This window comes from Nonomuraea corallina (genome assembly GCF_027620315.1).
In the GTDB taxonomy this organism is placed as follows: Bacteria; Actinomycetota; Actinomycetes; order Streptosporangiales; family Streptosporangiaceae; genus Nonomuraea; species Nonomuraea corallina.
This window is the reverse complement of record NZ_JAPNNL010000002.1, coordinates 36,745-51,681: the sequence shown is the minus strand read 5'-3', so window position 1 is coordinate 51,681 and position 14,937 is coordinate 36,745. Positions and strand designations below refer to the sequence as shown.

Below are 14,937 nucleotides of genomic sequence, written 5' to 3'. Positions count from 1 at the left end.
GACGGGTTCGGACGTTCCGGTCATCGCACGGCACCCGCGTGCAGGGCTTCCCGCGTCCACCGGTGCCGGGGTTCGGTGTGCAGGCGCCAGTAGTGCTCGGCGATGTCGTCCGGGTCGAAGTCGGTGCCGGGCGCCACCGGACCGGCCACGGTGACGCTCGCCACGTGCACCCCGGCCGGGCCGTACTCCTGGTCGAGCAGCGTCACCAGGGTGCGGACCCCGGCCTTGCCCAAGGAGAGACTCACGTACTGCGGCTTGGGCTCGGGCATGCCGCCGGTGATGAGAATGGTTCCATGGCCGCGCGCCGCCATGGCGGGTGCGACGTGGGCCGCGGCGTTGAGCGCGCCGACCACGTTCACCGCCCAGGCCTCCATGTGGCCGCGTACCGACAGTTCGCCCGGCGCGTCCGCCTGGATCATCGCGGCGTTGTACACGAGGACGTCCGGCACGCCGTGCTCGCGGACGGCCCCGTCGAGGGCGGCGTTGAGGCCGGCCTGGTCCGTGCTGTCCGCCTTCAGCGTGACGACCGGGACTCCGCTGGGAGCGACCGCCTCGGCCGCGGCACGCAGCGTCCGGTCGCTCCGGGCGATCAGCGCGACCGGCAGCCCTTCCCCGGCGAACCTGCGGGCCACCGCCTGCCCGATCCCCGGCCCCGCACCGATGATCACCGCACCCGACATCCCCGTACTCCTCACCTCTGGATCAGTGACATTCGGGACGGTAAAGCATCACATCAATGTGAAGGTCAAGCGTACGGATCGAACCGCCGTCAGATCAGCAGGAGAGTCTTGCCCAGGGCGCTTCGCGACTCGATCGTGGCGTGCGCCTCCGCGGCACGCTCCAAGGGGAAGGACTGCCCGATGATCGGCAGGATCCGGCCCGCCGCCGCCTCCGCCATCACCCTCTCCGCCCAGCCTCGCATCTTCGGCCCGAAGCCGAAGAGCTGCCCGATCCCGATCACCTCGACGCCGCGCCCGCGCGCCTGGGCGGGATCGACCTCCGTGACCTGACCGCTGGAGGCGCCGTGGACGGAGAACCGGCCGCCGGCCGCCGTCACCTCGAACGCGGCCTGCCCGATCGCGCCGCCGACCCCGTCGAACACCACGTCAGGCCCCGCACCACCGGTCACCTCACGTACCCGCTCCGCCCAGTCCGGGTCCGAGTAGTCGACCACGGCCTCGGCGCCCAGCTCACGGACCAGGTCCAGCTTGCGGGCACCGCGGGCCGCCCCCACGACCCTGGCGCCCGCCGCCCGGGCCAATTGCACCAGCAACGTGCCGACCCCTCCGGCCGCCGCCTCGACCAGCACCCACTCCCCGGCGCCGATCCGAGCTCCTTCGACCAGGCCCAGCGCGGTGCTGCCGTCGGTGTGCAGGGCGATGGCCTCGCGCAGCCCCAGCCCGTCCGGCACCGGGATCAGATTCTCCACCCCGGCCACCGCACGCTCGGCGAAGCCGCCGCTCTGCCCCAGGTCGGCGATGACACGCCGTCCGGACCAGCCCGGCTCCACACCCTCACCGACCGGGCCCACCCGGCCGGCGACCGTACCGCCCGGCACGTACGGCAGGGCGGGCCTGCTGTGCCACTCGTCGACGCCACGCCGGATCTGCGTCTCGACGAAGGTCATGCCCGCGACGGACACGTCGACCACTACCTGTCCCGGCCCGGCCACCGGGTCCGGCGCCTCGCCGGGAACCAGGACCTCGGGCCCTCCGAACCGCGTCACCCACACCACTCGCACGTCAACCGCTCCCCCTGCTTGTCCGGCACCGACGGGAGCACTCTTCACCCTCAACCGAAGTTGAGGTCAACCCGGTGGGGAGCCGCCTATGAGGATCCGGCCGTTCTGGTCGGGGACCTGGCCGAGCTTGTCGACCTCTTCGGTCAGCCCTACCAGCACGGCGCGGAGCTGCACCCGGGTGACGTCGGCGAAGGTCCGCAGGTAGGCGATCTGCCTCTCCAGGTCCTCGGCCTCGGCGCCGTGCACGCCGCCCCGGGAGCGGTAGGCGCCGACCGCCTGGTCCGCGGCCTCCTCCGCCTGCCGCTGCGCCTCCGTAAGGATCGTCTCGTACTGCTGGCGGGCCTCCCTCAGAATCCGCCGCGCGTAGTTCTCAGCCTCCGCGATCTGGACGTCGGCGGTCTGCTGGGCGCGGGACAGGATGTTGATCGCGTCGACGCTGAGGGCCTGCTGGGGAACGACGTGCTCGGCGCTGACGCCGTGCTGCCTGTACCACTGCTTCAGCCGGTCGATGTACGCCCGCAGGTCCGCCTTCTCCTGGTCGCCGGCCGCCAGGTCGTCCGCGACCCGGTACAGGAACGAGCGCACCTCGTCCTCGCTGTAGCCGCGGCGCCCGAGCGTCGTACGCGAGAACTCCTGCTTGCGCACCCGATCCGGGGTGATGGGCCGGCGTTCGTGCGCCGGGCGATCTTCCCGCTGCATCTCTGCCGTCATGACTCCCCACCTTTGTCGCTCGTGAACTCGTCGAAGTGGATCTGCTCGGAGGGCACGCCCGCGTCCAGCAGTCGTCCGACGGTGCCCTGAGCCATCTCCTCGGAACCGCAGACGAACACCCGCTGGCCGCGCCATGCCTGCAACGCGACGTCCACGGCGTTGCCGCGGGTGCCGCGGTAGTACGGATCGTTGGAGACGGCCGGGATCACGGTCAGCCAGGGGTGCTCCGCGGCCAGCTTGGACAGCGCCTCGAGGTCGTACAGCTCCCGGGAGGTCCGGGCGCCGACGACCAGGTCGACCTTCCGTGACGGGCCCTCGTACACCACCTGTTCCACCAGCGCCTTCAGCGGCGCGAGGCCCGTGCCGCCCGCGATGAGGAGCAGGTCGCCGGTGATGTCGGCGGGGAGCGTCAGCCTGTCGCCCACCGGCGCGCCCACGCGCAGGACGTCGCCGCGCCGCGCGCCCATGACGAGGGCGGCGCTCAGCACGCCGCCGTCGACCATGCGTACGTGCAGGTCGACGGTGTTGTCCTGGCGCGGCGCGTTGGCGAAGGAGTAGAAACGCCAGACGCGCGGCCGCATGGGGTGCGAGATCGACGCCGACTGGCCGGGGCGGTAGGCGTACTGGTAGTTCAGTCGTGCCCGGATCACCGCGATGCCGAGGGCGCGGGTCTCGTGGCCGATGATCTCGCCTTCCCACCAGGGCGGGACGGACTTGGACGCGTCGGCGGCGGCGTCCGACATCACCCGGGCCACCAGGCCGTACGCCTGCGTCCAGTCCTCGGCGAGAGCAGGGGTCCACCGTTCGCCCAGGAAGTGCTCCAGGGTGGCGAGCAACGCCCTGCCGACGGCCGGGTAGTGGTCCGCCACCACGGCGAACTTGCGGTGGTCCCGGCCGAGCTGCTCCAGGAACGGGACCACTTCCTCCACCCGGTCGACGTTGCTGACGACGTGCCCGAGCGCGCCGACGAGCCGGTCGCGCTGGCGCGCCATCGAGACCGGGAACAGGTCCCTCGTCTCCGGGTTCATCAGGAACAGGGCCGAGTAGAAGAACAGCGGCACCTGGTCACCCGACTGGGCGACGAGGCGCCAGCTGTCTTTCAGAGCTTGCGCGTCCACTCAGTCGGCCGTCCCCACGGGCTCGGCCACGATGGACGGTTTCACGCTGTCCAAGGTCAGAACGACGTGCCGCAGGACGTCGTCTCCCACCCCGGCCTCCCGCAACACGGAAACGAGGATCTCGCCGACCTTCGCGTAGTGGGCGGCGGTGATGCCGAGGCCGTGGTGCGCCTCTGCCAGGTCTCGGCCCTCGTACGGCTCGGGGCCGCCGAGTACGGAGCACAGCAGCACCACCATGTGCCGCTTCAGCCTCGCCAGGTCGATGCCGGTGAAGTACGGGCTGACGTCGGCGTCGTCGAGGACCCGCACGTAGAACAGGTCGACGACGCCGCGAACAGCCGGCGCGCCGCCGACCTGGTCATAGTAGGACAGCGAGGTTGTCACAGAGCCTCCAAGAGGGCTGTACGTCGCGGGACCGGCTGACAGTGCCCGGGATTCCGTGCGGCCACGACCCTGGCTTGTCCAAGCACGCCCCGTAGGCCACATGAGCCTCACTGTAGGCCATTTTTGACCAAGGTGCCTCACCATTGGTCAACTCCCCTGTCCGATCGCGGCCCGACGTCGGAACCGCGCCTCACGCGCCATCCAGCGATCTGCGCACGGCGGCGTCCACCAGATCGTGGATCTCCTGCTCGCTGAAGATGTCGGGCAGGGTCAGCCGCTCCACCAGTTCGTGTATGAGTTCGGCGTAGCGGGTCTCGTCCTGCACGCCCTCCCGGCTGCGGGCCACGCCATGAACGCCCAGTGAAGCGCACCCACCGCCACGACCAGGGCCGCCACCAGCCCGACCACTGTCCCGAGCCACCGCTTCGACGAGGCGGCGACCACACCGGACAGCAGAACGCTCACCATAGGCAGACCGTTCAGAGCCAGATACCGTCCGTACGTCGACTCCACGTTCCAGCAGACTCCTGTGCCCGGTCACTGCACGCGTTGCAGACCGGGATCTCACGGGTGGTCCGCTCCTGATGAGCCGCGTACGCCGTCAGGCGCTCTGTAGGCCGACACCGTCGTGGACCTCAGGCATCACGCCTCCCGGATGCTGACAGCGGCGCGGCGGTGACGGGGGACCTCGATCTCGTCGAGCAGCGCCACCGCGAAGTCCGCGTACGTGATCCTGCTGTCCGGGTCCGCATGGTCGGCGATCCGGTACCGGCCGGTGCGCGTTCCGGCATGGTCGAAGTCGCCTGCCGGAGTGACGTACGCCCAGTCGAGGGCGCATTCCTGGAGCACGGCGAGACCCGCCGCGTGGCCGAGGTAGAAGGCGCGGTACTCGTTGGGGTAACCGGGCTCGTCCATCAGCGGAGCACCCGATGCCCCGGGCATGATCGATGCCAGGCCGACCACCGCCAGCCGGCGCACGCCCGCCTTCACCAGCCCGGTGGTCAGGGCGCGAGCCGACGCGGTGAAGAACTCGTGAGGCGGCACGGACAGGTCCGCGGCGGCACTGATGGCCGCGTCATGGCCCGCGGCCGCATGTGCGACGCCGGTCTCGTCCGTGACGTCGCCCGCCACCACGCGTACGTCGGTCAGATCGCCGTGGCTGGCGGGGTCACGCACCACGGCGGTGACCCGGTGCCCACGCCGGTGCGCCTCGGCGACGATCTGCCTACCGGCTCTGCCGCCCGCCCCGAAGACCACGATGTTCATGGAGAACCGCCTTTTCACCAGGGCCGGGACCCTGTCCGCCCGACCACTTCACGGACCCTAACGAGGACTGCGGTTACCGTTGGGATACCGGTTATCGTGAGGCCATGAGGGAACCCCTGCCCGCCGACATGTTCGACGAGCTGTGCCCGTCCTCGCTCAATCCGATCCGGTTCGGCGACAAGTGGGCGGCGCTCGTCATCCGTTGCCTTGAGCACGGGCCGCGCCGGTTCTCCGAGCTGCGCGTGCCGCTGAGTCGCGTCACCCCCAAGGTCCTCACCCAGTCGCTGCGCTCCCTCGAACGGGACGGTCTGGTCACACGCACCGTCCACACCGGCGCCGCCCCGCATGTCGAGTACGAGCTGACCCCGCTCGGCCGCAGCATGCTCGCGCCGATGGCGATCGCCTGCGCCTGGGCGCAGGAACACTGGGACGAGCTCCTCGACGCCCGCGAGTCGTACGACGACGGCTCCCGCCTCGGCCGCGCCGGCTGACGCGATGAACCGCGGCCCAGCGCTGCCCCGGCCGCCCGGATCCACCACGAGCGGCTTCCCTCGCTCGGCGGTGACGGGCCTTCGCATCGAACCTCAGCACCGCCGTTCTTGCCCCAGGGGGCTCGCGGCCGGCAAGCCGGTGATCGCGCGCAGGAGCCTCAGAGTGCTCCGACGGTCAGGGCGATGCCGCCCAGCAGCGACGCGCCCAGGACGGCGCTCCGCAGCGCCGCGACCGGCAGCCGGGGCGCCATCCGAGGAGCACACCGGCGAGCGCCGGCAGGTGCTCGCCGGTGAGGAGATCCGGCGTCACGGCCCTGCCGGCCGGTCGAGGGCGTAACGGCGCTGGAACCACACAGCCGTCGCCATCAGCACGGCGGGCACCACGGTGAAGCCCGCGAGCAGCGCGGTCAGGGCGGAGTCCGGCTGCGCCACCCCGTGCCCCTCGGCCGTGGACACGAACCCGCCGACGGCCAGGACGGCGGAGTACAGGTAGGGGCCGATGGCGGTGCCCGTCGCCTCGGTCGCGGTCCACACCCCGGTGTAGGCGCCCGCGCGGGCGGTGCCGCGCGCCTCGGCGGCGGCGACAGCGTCCGGGACCATCGAGAAGGCGAACAGCTGCAGCCCGGCGAAGGCGATGCCGAGCGCCACGACCACGGCGACGGTCGCCGCGACTCCGAGCAGTTCGCCCAGCAGCAGCACGAGGGATCCGACGATGAACACGCCCTGCGACAGCAGCAGCCCGCGCTGCTTGCCGATGCGCCGTGACACCCGCAGCCACAGGGGCCCGGCGACCACGGCCGGGCCGAGGAAGGCGCCCATGAACACGGCGGTGAGCGCGCCGTCCGCGAAGACGTACTCGGTGTAGAAGGGCAGCGCGGCGAGGAAGAGGTGGGTGGTGGTGCCGGTGAACAGGTACGACAGCACCAGTGCTCGGAAGTCGTGGTCGCGCCAGGCGATCCGGATGTCGCCGAGGGCGGTGTGGGCGCGCCCGTCGGGGAGGCGGAAGCCGCAGTTGCCGACGAGCCGCCGGACGCCCGCCAGGGCGACGAGGCACGACACGACCATGGCGCCGGCGAGCAGCAGGGCCATCCGGGAGTAGTCGCCGCGGTCGCCGGACGCCACTAGGGCGGGTGCCGCGACGCCGGCGCCGAGCAGCCCCAGGGTCAGGAAGAGCATCCGGAACATGAAGACGCGGGTGCGCTCGTGGTAGCCGACCCGCAGGTCTGACGGCGTCGTCAGGTACGGCACCTGGAAGCAGGCGAAGAGCAGGTTGCCGGCGATGAACCAGCCGCCGACCCACAGCGCGGCGGCCGGCCCGGACAGCCCTGCCGGGACCGAGAACATCGCGGCCATGGCCGCACCCAGCAGCAGTCCCCAGCGGAGCATGCCGCCCCGGTGTCCGCTGCGCCGCGCCTGCCGGTCGGACAGCGTGCCGAGCAGCGGATGCACGACCACGTCGATGATCTTCGGCAGGAGCAGGGTGAGGCCGGCCAGGAACGGCGAGACACCGAGCGTGTGGGTGAGGAAGTAGAGCAGGAGCAGTCCAGGAACGGTGACCCACACGCCCATCCCGATCGAGCCGGTCGAGTAGGTCACGAGGTCGGCGGCCCGCGCGCGAGGCGTCAGCACCGGCTCCGCGGCGGTCCGGGGAGCCGGCGTGCCCGGCGTCGTGCTCACGGCTTCGGCGCGTGGCGCGCGACGACGCCGGCGGCCAGCTCGGCCCCGTCGAACGCGCCGGAACGGACGCGGCCGGACAGGGTACGGGCGATGATCCGGTCGGTGACCGAGGGCAGGTGCCGCGCCAGGAACAGCTCGACGGCGCCACGACGGGTGGTCGCCAGGTCGCGCCGCGCGCGGCCCAGCGCGGCGCGCATCACCGTGTCGACCACGCCCTCCAGCGGCTCGTAACTGCTCATGCCCTCCAGGGACAGGCCCGCGGCGGCGGTCGAGTCATGGATGGGACTGCGTACCGCCGACGGGTAGACGCAGGTGACGGTGACGTGGGTGCCGATCTCCAGCCGCAGCGCGTCGGCGTACGCGACGAGCGCTCGCTTGGAGGCGCCGTACGCGGCCGCGAGGGGAAGCTGCATGACGGCCATCCGCGAGGAGAGCATGACGACCCGGCCGCGGGACTGGACGAGGGCGTCCACGCAGGCGGCGGTGACGCGCCAGGCGCCGAGCAGGTTGATGTCGAGCTGGCGGCGTACCTCGGCGCCGGGCGGCAGCTCGGCCGGGGCCGGCCCGCCGACGCCGGCGTTGTTGATCAGCAGGTCGAGGCCGCCGAGTTCCGCGATGGCGGCGGCCACGGCGTCGGGCACGCCGGCGTCGTCGGTGATGTCGCAGGCCAGGACCTGGACCGGGTCATCGGCGCGCGGGGCCAGGTCCAGGCCGATGACGTGGGCGCCGAGCCCGGCCAGGCGGGCACTGATCGCCCGGCCGAACGTGCCGGACGCGCCGGTGACGATGACGCGCAGGCCGCGGGCGTCACGGCGGCGGCCGGGCTGGTGGCCGGAGGAGGTTCTGGACGTGCTCACGCGGTGGTCTCCTCACGGCGGGCAGGGGTGAACGGGCGGGCTCCCCGCAGCAGCCGGGCGCGGCCGGCCTTCATCTCGCGGGGCAGAGCGGCGACATAGCGGTCGAAGTCGATCCGCATGATGGGACGCCTGTCACCCCACCGCTCGGTGGCGGCGCGCAGGGCGCGGGCGACGGCGCGCCGCTGCTCCAGGGGCGTGGGCAGGGCGTAGCGGCCGGACAGGTGGGCGGCGACCAGCTTGGCCTGGGCCTCGACGACGGGCAGGGCGGCGCCGGTGGACTGCATGAGCCCCACGAAGGCCAGGCTCGGGTCCTGCAGGTGGAAGACCCGCTGGTACAGCGGCAGCCGCTCCGGGTCGTCGCCTACCCAGCGGGAGGTCAGGAAGGGGATGGTCACGCGGTAGCCGGTGGCCCAGACGATCACGTCGACGGGGTCGGACGTGCCGCCGGTGAAGACGACGCGGTCGCCGTCGAGACGGTCGATGCCGGGCCGTGCGGTCACCTCGCCGTGGGTGAGGCGGTGCAGGATGGTGTCGCTGATCGTGGGATGGTTCTGGAAGAGGCCGCCGGAGGGGGCCGGCAGGCCGTAGCTCTGCGGGGTGCCGACGGCCAGCCGGAGGAGGGTCTCGGCGATGCGCTGGCGCACCCGCCACGGCAGCGCCGACATGGCGGCGCCCGTGGCGTCCGCGGGCCGGCCGAACAGGTACTTCGGCACGATGTGCACGCCATGGCGGGCCGAGAGCAGGACCGGGCCGCAGGCGACGTTCGAGGCGTCGACGGCGATGTCCATGGCGGAGTTGCCCATGCCCACCACCAGCACCCGGCGGTCCCGGAAGATCTCGGGGGTGCGGTAGTCGTGGGCGTGCAGCTGAGTGCCGTCGAACGTGCCGGGGTAGCCGGGCTCGGGCATCCGGGGATCCCAGTTGTGGCCGTTGGCGACCACGACCGCGTCGTAACGGCCGGTCTCTCCGGAATCGGTCGTCACGACCCAGGGGAGTGCTGTGCCCTCGCGCTCCACGCGCCTCACCGTACTGCCGAATCGCAGGTGCGGGGTGAGGCCGAAGGTCTTCGCGTAGTCGGCGAGGTAGCCGGCCATGTGGTCGGCCGACGGGTAGTCCGGCCACTCGGCGGGCATCGGGAAGTCGGCGAACTCGGTGCGGCCCTTGCTGGTGTTGAGGTGCAGCGAGGCATAGGCGGGTGACAGGCCGCTGCTGTTGTCGCGGACCCACAGCCCGCCGGGCCGGTCGCCCTTCTCGTACGTGACGACGTCGAGGCCGACGTCGAGCAGGGCCTTGGTGGCGGCGAGTCCGGCCGCTCCGGCGCCGATCACGGCGACCCGGCACGAGGGGGTCATGGGTGGGTTTCTCCTGGAAAACTCGGCTACGTCGGAGGGCGTGGCGAGCGGGGGCTACGACTCGCCGTGACGGTGGAACCGCCGCGTCATCGCGTCTCCGGCGCCGGGGACGACGGCTTCCTTCTCGCGGAGGGCTTTTGTGGTGGTCTCCAAGGCTACGGCTTGATCGGAGGCCGGACCATGGTGCTCGTCACGTTCTTGCCGCCCCAGGTTGTGACGGATCACAACGTCAGGGCAGGATCGCGGGATGGACTCTGGTGACGACTGGACCCCCGTGGTCGACCTCATCGAACGGGTCGTCGGCGACGCCGACCTGATGTCGTCGGTCGTGGCCGGCGTGCGCACGATGGTGCGAGAGGTCGCCGCCCTGCCGTCGGCCGACATCGCCGGGCACACCCGCGCGCTGCTCGTCGCGGCGACCCGGGCGCTGGCGGCCAGGCGCGGTCCGACGGAGGCGGAGCTGTCGTTCGTCGAGGAGCTCGCCGTGACGCGGGCCCGGCAGGGCGTGCCCGTCGAGGCGGTGCTGGGGGCCATCCACGTGGCCGAGCGGGCCATCTGGTCACGGGCCCGGGAGGTGGCGGGCGCGGCCGGGGTCGGCGCCGAACGCCTGCTGGACGCGCGGGAGCTGTACGACGACTGGGCGGAGGCCGTACGGGCCAGGCTGATCGCCGCTCACCATGCCACGAAGGCCGGGCAGGGCCCGCGAACGCGTGATCGGGAGGCCGCCATCCTGCGCCGGCTGCTCGACGGGGGTTCGGCGGGCGCGCTGGCCGCCGCCGAGGCGGGACTGCCCGTCGCGGGCGGGCTGTGGGTGCTGGCCGCCAGGCCGGGCGAGGCCGCCGTGGGGCTGGAGCGTGCGCTGCGTGATCAACTGCCGGTCCTGTGCGCGGTCGTGGACGGGCTGCTGGTGGGAGTGCTCGGCCGGGAGCCGTCGAGCCGCGTCGCCAGGGCCGGGATGGTGGCCGGGCTCGCCGGCCCCGCCGAGCCCGAGGAACTCGCCGCCGTACGGCATCTCGCGGTCGCCGCGCTGACCGCGGGCGAGTCGGCGGGCCGGACCGGAGTCATCCACGTCGCCCGCGTGCCGGCGCTCGCCGCGGTGGTCGACCGGGCCGACCTGGCGGCGGTGCTGCTCGACCACCACCGGCCGGCGTGGGCGGCGCTCGGCGCGCGGGCCGAGCCTGTGGCCCGTGCGGTGTGCGCCTGGCTGGAGGCCGATCGGGACGTGGACGTGGCGGCCGAGAGGCTGTTCGTCCATCCCAACACCGTGCGCAACCGGCTGCAGCGCTTCGCCGAGGTCACCGGGATCGACCCGTCCGCCACGTTCGGCGGGGTGGACGCCTGGTGGCTGTGCCACGCCTGGCTGGCCCAGGCCTGACTCTCGCGGGTGGAGCGGTTCACCGCCGCCCTCCGGGAGGGCGGCGGCCAAACCGCCGCAGCCGGTCGGGTTCACCTGGCGGTGGCGCTCAGGACGTGCGCGCGCGAGGCCCGCACGTCGCTGCGCAGCGCGGGCAGATCGATGCCGAGGACGTGGCCGTTCCACTTGCGGGGTTCGCCGTTGATGAGGACGGCGCTGATGTTGCCGGGCGTCGGAGCTGCGCCACCTCACCGAGACGGGGCGGGACGTTCGGCCGGGAGTGCCCGTCGCGGCGGCTCGTCCGGCAGCGCCTCACCGGTGGTGGCGCCGACTGTCTGGACGTCCGGCCCGGCCGAGCCCCCGTACGTGGTGATCTTGTATTCGACCGCCATGAGGGAAAGGGTCAGCTCACGGATCCGGCGGCGGATGGCGTCGCGATGTCCGACCAGCACCTCGAGCCGTTCCGGCACCGTGTGCACTCCGGCGTCGACGAGCGCGATGTAGTGCCGCAGGTCACGCATCGGCATACCGGACAGCCGCATCCGGGTGAGGAACACCAGGCGCCGGACCGCTTCGGCGTCGTAGACGCGATGACCATGACCGTCACGGGCCACCTCGACCAGCCCGGCCCGCTCGTAATAGCGCAGCGTGTGGGGCGAGACCCCCAGGTGGCCGGAGACCTCGGCGATCGTCATCGTCTCGGGCAGATCGCCCAGGTCGGCGAGGCGGCGGAGCGCCTCGACCGACAGCGGACCGTCCTCCCCGAGCGCTTCGAGCGCCCTGGTCATCAGATCGTCCGTGGCCATGACCACGAGCCTAGACGGGCCGTACCGACGCGGGGACACCCGCGAAGTCGGCGCTGCGGGCGGTCTCGGCCCACCGCTCGACCTCCTCCAGACCGCGCCGGTAGGCACGCGAGACGCGCTCGACCGCCTCGCGCCCGAGCGGCAGCCGCAGCGGCACCTCCTCGCCGTGCGCGAGGGACACGATGATCTCGGCCGCCCGCGCCGGGTCCCCTTCCTGCCTGCCGTCGACCCCGGCCATGTCCGCACGGACGTTGGCGAGCACGTCACGGTAGGCCGCCGACGGCTCGGCGAACTCGACCACGTCGCCCCGGTTGAAGCCCGTCCTGAACCGGCTGGGCTCGACGAGCATCACCCGGATCCCGAACGGCGCGACCTCCCCGGCCAGGGCCTCGGACCAGCCTTCGAGGGCGAACTTCGAGGCCGAGTACGCCGACACGCCCGGGAACGACGTCCGCCCGCCCTGGCTGCTCATCTGCACGATCGTCCCGGTGCCCCGCTCACGCATCGCAGGCAACGCCGCCCGCACGAGCGCGGCAGGGCCGAACAGGTGCAGCTCCATCAACGCGCGCAACTGCGCGTCACTGACCTCCTCGACCGCTCCGACCACGACCCGGCCCGCGTTGTTGACCAGCACATCAAGCTGACCGAAGCGCTCCAGGGTGTCACGTACGAGATCCGCGGCCGCGGCGACGTCCCGGGCATCGAACGTCGCGATCAGGCAGGTGTCCGGATACTGGGCCTCCAGATCGGCCACACTCTCAGGCCGGCGCACCGCCGCCACCACATGGTCACCCGCCGCGAGCGCCGACTCCGCCAGCGCGCGTCCGAACCCGCGGGACGCGCCCGTGATGATCCAGGTCTGTGTCGTCATGGCGGGGACGGTACGCCTTCGAGCGCGCTCGAACGCAAACCGGCGCGCTGACCATGAATCGCGTCTTCGATGACCTCACGGACGCCTAGGGCTCCCTCAATCTTGTGCCAAGATCGCGGGATGCTGCGACTCACCGATTTCATCATCGACTGCCCGGACACCATGAAGCTGGCGGCCTTCTACTCCGCGGTGACGGGCCGCCCGGTCAAGGAAGGCAGCCACGAGAACTGGGCCGGCATCAAGTTCGGCGAGGTCGAGCTGGCCTTCATCCGGGTGGATGACTATCGCGCTCCGCAGTGGCCCGACAGCGAGCACCCCAAGCAGTTCCACCTCGACTTCGAAGTGGACGAGATCGAGCCCGAGCAGCGCCGCGTCCTCGACCTCGGCGCGACGCTGCGGCAGGACTTCATCGGCCCCGACGGCTACGGCTGGCGGGTCTACACCGACCCGATCGGCCACCCCTTCTGCCTGTGCCGCAACAAGGGCTTCAACTGGACCGGCCAGCATCTGATCTGACCCAAGCGCGACCAGGGCCCGTCTCCGAGCCGTACACCGCAGGAACGTGCCGCACCCCTCCAGAGGGTGTCAGTCGATACCGCGGAGGGCGAAGGTCTCGGCGAACGCGGACATCTCATCTCGCTGCCGTTCCGGTTCCGTCGCAGCGGGGCTGACCACGATGCGGGTCACGCCTTGCGCGGCGAAGGTGTCGACCCGTTCGGCGGACATGTCGATTGACCCCCATCGCGTGTACTCCAACGCGCCAGGGTCGCGACCGGCCGCGACGGCGGCGGCCCGGGCCAGATCCAGTTGGATCGCGCGCTCCTCGGGGGTGAGCGCGCCGCCGGGGAAGTAGCCATCGCCCCGCCGCCCGGCGCGGCGTGCGGCCGCCTGGCTCGCACCTCCGACGTGGATCGGCAGGTGCGTGACCCCATGAGGCTTTGGATAGCTGGTCACTTCGTCGAAGCTGAAGAACTCGCCGGCGAAGCTGACGCCCTCCTCGCCGCCTTCCCAGAGCAGCCGCAACACGTCGATGGCTTCGTCGGCACGGCGTCCGCGCGTGCCGAAGTCGACTCCCACCGCTCTGGCCTCGCCGGGCAGGGTACCCAGCCCGACGGTCAGCAGCCGCATCCGGCCCTTGGACAACACGTCGATGGTCGCCAGGCGCTTGGCCAGGATCACTGGGTGGTGATACGGCAGCAGCAGCACGGCGGTGCCAAGCAGGATGCGCTCGGTGGCCGCCGCGACGAAGCCCAGACAGTCGAGCGGATCGGGGTAGGGCAGGGCCGGCGGGAACTCGAAGGGGCCGAGGGCGGCGCCGGGATACAGCACGATGTGCTCCGGCAGGTACAGCCCTTCGAAGCCGCAGTCCTCGGCATGCTGGGCATAGGCCACGAGTTTGTCCGGGTCGACACCATCGGCCGTGGAGTAGCTGATCGCGAATTTCATGGTGATCCTCAGGGTCGGTATTCGCGAGCAAGCTACAACCCTGTCGTCAGTGTCAGGGCAAGCGCGGAGCCGCCGGAGACGAGACATCACGGCCGATGGCGCCTGTGCTCCACGCCAGGCCCGGCCCGGCCAACACCGGTTCTTCGCGCCCTCGGCCTGGGCATGGCCTGCGTGGCCGACCGCACCGCGGCTGAGGTGGCACGGCGGCTGGGGGCCGTACCGGCCGACGACGAGGATGTGGCAGCGATCATCGATGATCTCGGGCCGCACCTCGACAGGCAGACCGTCGTCGGCGTCACGGAGGTGCCTGGCGGATGCGTCGTCAGCCAACCATGGGGATACGTCCCCCACACACCAGGAGTCGTCAGGCGCTTGTCAGCAGGCACCCTCTGCTACGGCATGTACGACAACCCCAAGGGCGGCCATCACGGGACGGTCTTCCGGGACGGCGTCATGGAGGAAGGAGACACCCACCCCGGTGGTGGCGGCGTATACCCGGACGATCCCACCGAGGAGATCCTCGCCGCCTATCTCTACCACCACCACGCCGTGGCCTACTGCTGTGCCCGTACAAGCTTGCGCCTTACCGACGCCAGAGGGATCACCGGTCCACCCGACATGTGGCTGAGACTCCCCGAACGGGAATGGCGGAACTGATCAAGCGACATGGCAAGGACGCGGCTCCGTGATCTAGGCGATTCCCGCCAAGACATTTGATTACATCGGTAATAGCCATACGAATAGGGCCACAATCAGAGCGAAAAGCAACAGCAGGGCTCGCGCAGCGAGGCAGGAGTGGCTGTAATGGATCAGGATGCACGTGACCTGATGGTACGTCTGCGGGGATCCCGCCAGAAACTCAC

The 14,937-nt window shown here is 71.5% G+C and carries 17 protein-coding genes; 4 read left to right on the top strand and 13 right to left on the bottom strand.

Going from position 1 to position 14,937, the window contains the following annotated elements; translation table 11 throughout:
- Window positions 1–20 precede the first annotated feature (20 nt).
- The 7 genes from OUY22_RS00855 to OUY22_RS00825 form a co-directional block, all read right to left on the bottom strand.
- The gene (locus tag OUY22_RS00855) at window positions 21–680 is read right to left on the bottom strand and encodes an SDR family NAD(P)-dependent oxidoreductase (protein ID WP_270152695.1); all 660 of its coding nucleotides are present in this window, start codon (window positions 678–680) and stop codon (window positions 21–23) included.
- A gap of 89 nt (window positions 681–769) precedes the next feature.
- Entirely contained in the window at window positions 770–1,741 is a 972-nt protein-coding gene (locus OUY22_RS00850; RefSeq protein ID WP_270152693.1) for a zinc-binding dehydrogenase, read from the bottom strand.
- 66 nt (window positions 1,742–1,807) lie between these two features.
- Window positions 1,808–2,452: a DivIVA domain-containing protein gene (locus tag OUY22_RS00845; protein ID WP_270152692.1), complete on the bottom strand. Its 645-nt coding sequence runs from the start codon at window positions 2,450–2,452 to the stop codon at window positions 1,808–1,810.
- The gene (locus tag OUY22_RS00840; protein ID WP_270152690.1) at window positions 2,449–3,570 is read right to left on the bottom strand and encodes a globin domain-containing protein; all 1,122 of its coding nucleotides are present in this window, start codon (window positions 3,568–3,570) and stop codon (window positions 2,449–2,451) included. Before OUY22_RS00840 ends, OUY22_RS00845 begins: the two co-directional genes overlap by 4 nt.
- On the bottom strand, window positions 3,571–3,954 hold the full coding sequence (locus tag OUY22_RS00835; RefSeq protein WP_270152689.1) for a group I truncated hemoglobin: 384 nt from the start codon (window positions 3,952–3,954) through the stop codon (window positions 3,571–3,573).
- Between the two features lie 190 nt (window positions 3,955–4,144).
- Window positions 4,145–4,300: a hypothetical protein gene (locus OUY22_RS00830; protein ID WP_270152688.1), complete on the bottom strand. Its 156-nt coding sequence runs from the start codon at window positions 4,298–4,300 to the stop codon at window positions 4,145–4,147.
- A 296-nt stretch (window positions 4,301–4,596) separates the two neighbouring features.
- Window positions 4,597–5,220: an NAD(P)-dependent oxidoreductase gene (locus OUY22_RS00825; RefSeq protein WP_270152686.1), complete on the bottom strand. Its 624-nt coding sequence runs from the start codon at window positions 5,218–5,220 to the stop codon at window positions 4,597–4,599.
- Between the two features lie 104 nt (window positions 5,221–5,324).
- Between OUY22_RS00825 and OUY22_RS00820 the strand changes: the two genes are divergently transcribed.
- A complete protein-coding gene (locus OUY22_RS00820; RefSeq protein WP_270152685.1) occupies window positions 5,325–5,711 on the top strand; it encodes a winged helix-turn-helix transcriptional regulator in 387 nt (128 codons plus the stop codon).
- 306 nt (window positions 5,712–6,017) lie between these two features.
- Here OUY22_RS00820 and OUY22_RS00815 read toward each other — a convergent pair whose 3' ends face one another.
- The 3 genes from OUY22_RS00815 to OUY22_RS00805 are packed head-to-tail and all read right to left on the bottom strand — an operon-like array spanning window position 6,018 to window position 9,597.
- Window positions 6,018–7,388, bottom strand: a complete 1,371-nt coding sequence (locus tag OUY22_RS00815; protein WP_270152683.1) for an MFS transporter — start codon at window positions 7,386–7,388, stop codon at window positions 6,018–6,020.
- Window positions 7,385–8,245 carry an SDR family NAD(P)-dependent oxidoreductase gene (locus tag OUY22_RS00810; protein WP_270152681.1) on the bottom strand — a complete coding sequence of 287 codons (861 nt, stop codon included), beginning with the start codon at window positions 8,243–8,245 and terminating at the stop codon, window positions 7,385–7,387. The genes OUY22_RS00815 and OUY22_RS00810 overlap by 4 nt, the downstream gene beginning before the upstream one ends.
- Window positions 8,242–9,597 (bottom strand): flavin-containing monooxygenase, encoded by a 1,356-nt coding sequence (locus OUY22_RS00805; RefSeq protein ID WP_270152679.1) that lies wholly within the window; start codon window positions 9,595–9,597, stop codon window positions 8,242–8,244. Before OUY22_RS00805 ends, OUY22_RS00810 begins: the two co-directional genes overlap by 4 nt.
- A 247-nt stretch (window positions 9,598–9,844) precedes the next feature.
- On the opposite strand from OUY22_RS00805, the gene OUY22_RS00800 reads away from it, so the two are divergent.
- On the top strand, window positions 9,845–10,972 hold the full coding sequence (locus OUY22_RS00800; RefSeq protein ID WP_270152678.1) for a helix-turn-helix domain-containing protein: 1,128 nt from the start codon (window positions 9,845–9,847) through the stop codon (window positions 10,970–10,972).
- A gap of 227 nt (window positions 10,973–11,199) precedes the next feature.
- On the opposite strand, the gene OUY22_RS00795 is transcribed toward OUY22_RS00800, so the two are convergent.
- Complete coding sequence (locus OUY22_RS00795; RefSeq protein WP_270152677.1) at window positions 11,200–11,757, bottom strand: MerR family transcriptional regulator; 558 nt, start codon at window positions 11,755–11,757, stop codon at window positions 11,200–11,202.
- A 10-nt stretch (window positions 11,758–11,767) separates the two neighbouring features.
- Window positions 11,768–12,628, bottom strand: coding sequence for an SDR family NAD(P)-dependent oxidoreductase (locus tag OUY22_RS00790; protein WP_270152676.1), 861 nt, complete (start codon window positions 12,626–12,628; stop codon window positions 11,768–11,770).
- Between the two features lie 120 nt (window positions 12,629–12,748).
- On the opposite strand from OUY22_RS00790, the gene OUY22_RS00785 reads away from it, so the two are divergent.
- Complete coding sequence (locus tag OUY22_RS00785) at window positions 12,749–13,144, top strand: VOC family protein (protein WP_270152674.1); 396 nt, start codon at window positions 12,749–12,751, stop codon at window positions 13,142–13,144.
- Window positions 13,145–13,213: 69 nt separating this feature from the next.
- On the opposite strand, the gene OUY22_RS00780 is transcribed toward OUY22_RS00785, so the two are convergent.
- The gene (locus tag OUY22_RS00780) at window positions 13,214–14,074 is read right to left on the bottom strand and encodes a TIGR03619 family F420-dependent LLM class oxidoreductase (RefSeq protein WP_270152673.1); all 861 of its coding nucleotides are present in this window, start codon (window positions 14,072–14,074) and stop codon (window positions 13,214–13,216) included.
- 171 nt (window positions 14,075–14,245) lie between these two features.
- Here OUY22_RS00780 and OUY22_RS00775 point away from each other — a divergent pair, with 171 nt between their 5' ends.
- Window positions 14,246–14,731 carry a hypothetical protein gene (locus tag OUY22_RS00775; RefSeq protein WP_270152671.1) on the top strand — a complete coding sequence of 162 codons (486 nt, stop codon included), beginning with the start codon at window positions 14,246–14,248 and terminating at the stop codon, window positions 14,729–14,731.
- Window positions 14,732–14,937 lie beyond the last annotated feature (206 nt).

Bases quoted from the DNA above. Each gene is read 5' to 3' on its own strand.
- OUY22_RS00785 (WP_270152674.1), top strand. From the start codon at position 12,749: ATGCTGCGACTCACCGATTTCATCATCGACTGCCCGGACACCATGAAG.
- OUY22_RS00800 (WP_270152678.1), top strand. From the start codon at position 9,845: ATGGACTCTGGTGACGACTGGACCCCCGTGGTCGACCTCATCGAACGG.
- OUY22_RS00845 (WP_270152692.1), bottom strand. From the start codon at position 2,452: ATGACGGCAGAGATGCAGCGGGAAGATCGCCCGGCGCACGAACGCCGG.
- OUY22_RS00805 (WP_270152679.1), bottom strand. From the start codon at position 9,597: ATGACCCCCTCGTGCCGGGTCGCCGTGATCGGCGCCGGAGCGGCCGGA.
- OUY22_RS00825 (WP_270152686.1), bottom strand. From the start codon at position 5,220: ATGAACATCGTGGTCTTCGGGGCGGGCGGCAGAGCCGGTAGGCAGATC.
- OUY22_RS00820 (WP_270152685.1), top strand. From the start codon at position 5,325: ATGAGGGAACCCCTGCCCGCCGACATGTTCGACGAGCTGTGCCCGTCC.
- OUY22_RS00795 (WP_270152677.1), bottom strand. From the start codon at position 11,757: ATGGCCACGGACGATCTGATGACCAGGGCGCTCGAAGCGCTCGGGGAG.
- OUY22_RS00780 (WP_270152673.1), bottom strand. From the start codon at position 14,074: ATGAAATTCGCGATCAGCTACTCCACGGCCGATGGTGTCGACCCGGAC.
- OUY22_RS00790 (WP_270152676.1), bottom strand. From the start codon at position 12,628: ATGACGACACAGACCTGGATCATCACGGGCGCGTCCCGCGGGTTCGGA.
- OUY22_RS00855 (WP_270152695.1), bottom strand. From the start codon at position 680: ATGTCGGGTGCGGTGATCATCGGTGCGGGGCCGGGGATCGGGCAGGCG.